A 5604-nucleotide genomic window follows, 5' to 3' on the forward strand; every position below is an offset into this window, starting at 1 on the left:
GTTCCTGGGTCGGCCGCTGCATTTGTGAACAACACAAAACCCTGTGGGAGCGTGGCTTGCCCGCGAAAGCGTCAGGTCAGTCAACATCACGTTGCCTGATACACCGCTATCGCGAGCAGGCTCGCTCCCACAAAATCAGCGCTTGCGCAGAATCACGCTGCCAATGGAATAACCGGCACCAAACGAGCTGAGTACCGCCAACGAACCGGCGGGCAGGTCGTCCTGGTTTTTGTGGAAGGCGATCACGGAACCGGCGGAGCTGGTGTTGGCGTAGGTATCGAGGATGACCGGGGCTTCCTGTTCGGTGGCGTCGCGGCCCAGCAGTTTCTTGACGATCAGGTGGTTCATGCTGAGGTTGGCCTGGTGCAGCCAGAAGCGCTTCACGTCGCTGACGTTGAGCTGGTTCTCTTCCAGGTGCTGACCGATCAGCTCGGCCACCATCGGGCAGACTTCCTTGAACACCTTGCGGCCTTCCTGGACGAACAGCTTGTCCTTGGCACCAATGCCCTCTTCCGCGGCGCGGTTGAGGAAACCGAAGTTGTTGCGGATGTTGTTGGAGAACTTGGTCAGCAGCTTGGTGCTGACGATATCGAACTGGTACTTGGAGGTCGCCTGGTCGGCGCGCTCGATGATCACCGCCGTGGCCGCGTCACCGAAGATGAAATGGCTGTCGCGGTCACGGAAGTTCAGGTGGCCGGTGCAGACTTCCGGGTTGACCATCAGGATCGCCCGGGCCTGGCCCAGCTGGACGCTGTTGGCGGCCGCCTGAATGCCGAAGGTCGCCGAAGAACAGGCCACGTTCATGTCGAAGCCGAAACCCTGGATGCCCAGTGCTTCCTGGACTTCGATGGCGATGGCCGGGTAGGCGCGTTGCAGGTTGGAGCAGGCGACGATCACGCCGTCGATGTCCGCTGCGGTCTTGCCGGCGCGCTGCAAGGCTTGTTCGGCGGCGCCGATGACCATCTGGCACAGCACCGACCATTCGTCGTTGGAACGCTCGGGCAAACGCGGGGCCATGCGTTGCGGGTCGAGGATGCCGTCCTTGTCCATGACAAAGCGGCTCTTGATGCCGGAGGCTTTTTCGATGAACGCAGCACTCGACTCGGTCAACGCTTCGACTTCACCGCGAGCGATGGCGTCCGCGTTATCGGCATTGAATTGGGCTACGTAGGTATTGAAAGACTGCACCAACTCTTCGTTGGAGATGCTGTTGGCTGGGGTGTACAGGCCGGTGCCGCTGATGACGACGTTATGCATGGTCGTGTCTCTAATCTGTTCAGGCAGAAAGCATTGGCACCGACGTACCAATACATAAAGGGTCATCCCCATCCGAAGGGACGCAAACCTGGCATCGCTTTATTCCGACATCCGACCTGAGCAGAAGGCTCCAGGTCGCGAATGCGGCGTTTATGGTCGCGAAGTTTGCCATAAACGGTAGGTTTTGGCGCCTTTTTGCAAGGACAACGCCATCCAATGTGGGAGCGGGCTTGCCCGCGAAGGCGTCGTGTCAGTCGACATATTTGCAAAATGACACACCCCATTCGCGAGCAAGCCCGCTCCCACACAGATCAGGGCTCTACCTGGCTCCACTGCTTGCTCAGGCGCTTGTCGGAGATCGGCACCTTGGTCCCCAACTGCTGGGCAAACAGCGACACCCGGTACTCCTCCAGCCACCAGCGATACAGCTCCAGCTGCGGATCGCGCTTGCCTTCCTGAGCGTGTTTACTGGCGCGGGCCTGGTATTGAGTCCAGAGATTGGCCAATTCGCCACTCCAGACCCGATCCTTCTGCACTTGGGAGCCGAGTTTTTCGAACCGCTGTTCGATGGCCTTGAGGTAGCGCGGCAATTCCTTCAGCCATTGCATCGGCGTTTCCCGGACAAACCCCGGATACACCAGGTGGCTGAGTTGCTGCTTGATATCGTTCAAGGCCACGGCTTGCGCCAGGTCGATCTTGCCCTTGAAGCGCTTTTGCAGGCCGTGCCAGAGCTTGAGGATTTCCAGGGTCAGCTTCGCTACACGCTCGGCGTGTTCGGTCCAGGCGCCGCGCTTGCGCTCGGCCAGCGACGCCAGCCCCGCGCCATCCCGAGGCAACGGGTCTTCGCCATCGAGAATGCAGCTGTCGAGGCTGGCCAGCAGAATGTCTTCCACCAGCGCATCCACTCGGCCCATGTCGCGGTACAGCAGGCCCAGTTCGGTCAGGCCCGGCAGCTTGCCGCGCAGGAACTTCGCCGACTCCGCCAGTTGCTGCAGCAGCAAACGCTGCAAGGCACGGCGATGCTGGAACTCGGCCTCGGCCGGCGTCGAGAAACGCCCTTCCTTGACCGTGCCCGCTTCTTCCACCAGCGCCGGATAGACCGTCATCGACAGCCCGGCGATCTTCTGTTGGGTTTTCTCCGCCACCGCGGCAAACACCTTCGGCTCCACCGGCTGCTGGCTTTTCGCGGTCTGTGGCACCGCCAATGCGGCCTGGCTGGCTTCGGCGAAACGCGCGGTCAGCTCGGCCAGATCGCGACCTTCGCCGAGGAACTTGCCCTGACCGTCGACGATTTCCAGGTTCATGCGCAGATGGCTTTCCACCTGCTGCGCCGCTTCCGCCCAGGCCTCCTCGCTGACCCGCGCACCGGTCATGCGCAACAGTTCGCGGCCTAGCGCCTGAGGCAGCGAGCCCTCGGCGAAGATCATGCGCTGCAAGGCGGCCTTGACGAAGTCCGGCACCGGCACGAAATTCTTGCGCAAGGCCTTGGGCAGGTTGCGCACCAGGGCAATGCACTTGGCCTCGATCACCCCCGGCACCAGCCATTCCAGGCGCTCCGGCGGCAGCATCGGCAGCAATGGCGCAGGCACCCGCAGGGTTACGCCATCGCGCGGATGGTTGGGCTCGAAGTGGTAGCTCAGGGCCAATTCCAGATCACCGATGTGCAGGGTGTCCGGGTATTGCATGGCGGTGACTTCACTGGCCTCGCGGGCCAGCACGTCCTCTTCGCGCATGATCAGCAGTTGCGGGTTCTTCTGGCTGTTGACCCGATACCAGCTGTCGAAGGTCGCGGTCTGGTGGATCTCCGCTGGCAGCCGCGCATCATAGAAGGCGTACAGGGTCTCTTCATCGGCGAGGATGTCACGCCGGCGCGCCTTGGCTTCCAGTTCGTCGAGCTGCTCCAGCAGCTGCGCATTGGCGGTCAGGCACTTGGCCTTGGACTGGATTTCGCCACGCACCAGCCCTTCGCGTATGAACATCTCGCGGGACACCACGGGGTCTACCGGGCCGAAATGCACCGGGCGGCGACCGACCACGATCAACCCGAACAGCGTGATCTGTTCATAGGCCACGACCTGTCCGCGCTTCTTCTCCCAATGGGGTTCAAAATGGTTTTTCTTGATCAGGTGCCCGGCCAGCGGCTCGATCCAGTCGGCGTCGATCTTGGCCACCATCCGCGCGTAGAGCTTGGTGGTTTCCACCAGTTCGGCGGTCATCAGCCATTGCGGACGCTTCTTGCCGATGCCCGACGACGGATGAATCCAGAAACGCCGCTGACGGGCGCCCAGATAGTCGCCGTCTTCGGTTTTCTGGCCGATCTGGCTGAGCAAGCCCACCAGCACTGCCTTGTGCAATTTCGGATAATCGGCGGGTTCTTTATTGAGGCTCAACTGCAGGTCGCGGCAGATCAGGCTCAACTGACGGTGGGAATCGCGCCACTCGCGCAAACGCAGGTAATTGAGGAAATTCTTGCGGCACCAGTTGCGCAGCGGATTGGCGGTCAGCGCCTGGCGCTGCTCCTCGAAGCCGCGCCACAGATTGACCAGCCCGGCGAAGTCCGAGTCGGCGTCTTTCCATTGTGCGTGGGCCTGGTCCGCCGCCTGCTGACGCTCCGGCGGACGCTCGCGCGGGTCCTGAATCGACATGGCACTGGCGACGATCAGCACTTCCTGCAAGCTGCCGAGCTTGGCCGCTTCCAGCAGCATACGGCCCATGCGCGGGTCTACCGGCAAGCGCGCAAGCTGTCGACCGAGCGGCGTCAGCTGGCTGTTGCGATCCACCGCCGAAAGCTCTTGCAGCAGGTTGAAACCGTCGCTGATGGCCTTGCCATCCGGCGGCTCGATGAACGGGAACGCAGTGATTTCGCCGAGGCGCAGATGGAGCATCTGCAGGATCACCGCGGCCAGGTTGGTACGCAGGATTTCCGGATCGGTGAATTCAGGGCGCGCGAGGAAGTCTTCTTCGCTGCACAGACGCACGCAAATGCCCGGTTCGACCCGTCCACAACGGCCTTTACGCTGGTTGGCGCTGGCCTGGGAAACCGCTTCGATGGGCAGGCGCTGGACCTTGGCGCGATAGCTGTAGCGACTGATGCGGGCGGTGCCGCTGTCGATCACGTAGCGAATGCCCGGCACCGTCAGCGAGGTTTCCGCGACGTTGGTCGCCAGCACCACGCGACGCCCCGGATGCGACTGGAAAATCCGCTGCTGCTCGGCCGGCGACAGTCGCGCGTACAACGGCAGGATCTCGGTGTGCTTGAGTTGGGCCTTGCGCAGCATGTCGGCGGCGTCGCGGATCTCCCGCTCGCCAGGCAGGAACACCAGCACGTCACCCGGACTGCGACGCTCGCTGCGTTCGTACGCGGCGATTTCGTCGAGGGTGGCGAGAATCGCCTGATCCACGGTCAGGTCGTCCTCGACGCGGTTGCCCTCTTCGTCCTGTTCCAGGGTCAGCGGGCGATACCAGGTTTCCACCGGGAACGTGCGGCCGGAGACTTCGACAATCGGCGCGTCATCGAAGTGCTTGGAGAAGCGTTCCAGGTCGATGGTCGCCGAGGTGATGATGACCTTCAGGTCTGGACGGCGCGGTAGCAGGGTTTTCAGGTAACCGAGCAGGAAGTCGATGTTGAGGCTGCGTTCGTGGGCTTCGTCGACGATGATCGTGTCGTAGCGCTCGAGGAAGCGGTCGTTCTGGGTTTCCGCCAGCAGAATGCCGTCGGTCATCAGCTTGATCAGGGTGTTCGAATCGCTCTGATCCTCGAAGCGCACCTGATAGCCGACCAGCGCGCCCAACGGCGTGCCCAGTTCCTCGGCAACCCGGCTGGCGACGCTGCGCGCCGCGATCCGCCGCGGCTGGGTGTGGCCGATCAGGCCTTGCTGGCCACGACCGATTTCCAGGCAGATTTTCGGCAGCTGGGTGGTTTTACCCGAACCGGTTTCGCCGGCGATGATCAACACCTGATGCTTCTCCAGGGCCTTTTTGATTTCATCACGCTTGGCGGCAATCGGCAGACTGTCGTCGTAACGAATCACCGGCAGGCTGGCCTTGCGCGCCAGCACCTGATCGCAGGACGCCTGCAGGCGCGTCACCCACTGGGCCAGCTTGGCCTCGTCGGGTTTCTTGCGCAGCTCAAGCAACTGCCGCCGCAGCCGGTGACGGTCGGCGAGCATGGCGTGATCGAGGTTTTTCAGCAGTTTGTCGATGGAGGGCGATTCTTCGGTCATCGGGTACGCAATTCGGTCGTGTAGGGGCGCAAAGGGGAGCGATTGTCGCAGATTTGTGCACCTCTGTGGCGAGGGGGCTTGCCCCCGTTGGGCTGCGAAGCGGCCCCAAAAGAAAGGGGCGGCT

Annotated in this window: 2 protein-coding genes; both read right to left on the bottom strand. The window is 62.3% G+C overall.

What is annotated here, in order from left to right; all coding sequences use genetic code 11:
- Positions 1–135: 135 nt before the first annotated feature.
- Positions 136–1257 carry a beta-ketoacyl-ACP synthase III gene (locus tag ACW9JE_RS28105; RefSeq protein ID WP_457434615.1) on the bottom strand — a complete coding sequence of 374 codons (1122 nt, stop codon included), beginning with the start codon at positions 1255–1257 and terminating at the stop codon, positions 136–138.
- Between the two features lie 311 nt (positions 1258–1568).
- Positions 1569–5480, bottom strand: a complete 3912-nt coding sequence (hrpA, locus tag ACW9JE_RS28110) for an ATP-dependent RNA helicase HrpA (RefSeq protein WP_457434616.1) — start codon at positions 5478–5480, stop codon at positions 1569–1571.
- Positions 5481–5604: the final 124 nt, after the last annotated feature.

This window comes from Pseudomonas sp. SDO55104_S430 (assembly GCF_054070595.1).

What these genes read in the sequence shown, in the direction of transcription:
- ACW9JE_RS28105 (WP_457434615.1), bottom strand. Translation starts at nt 1,257, where the DNA reads ATGCATAACGTCGTCATCAGCGGCACCGGCCTGTACACCCCAGCCAAC.
- hrpA (WP_457434616.1), bottom strand. Translation starts at nt 5,480, where the DNA reads ATGACCGAAGAATCGCCCTCCATCGACAAACTGCTGAAAAACCTCGAT.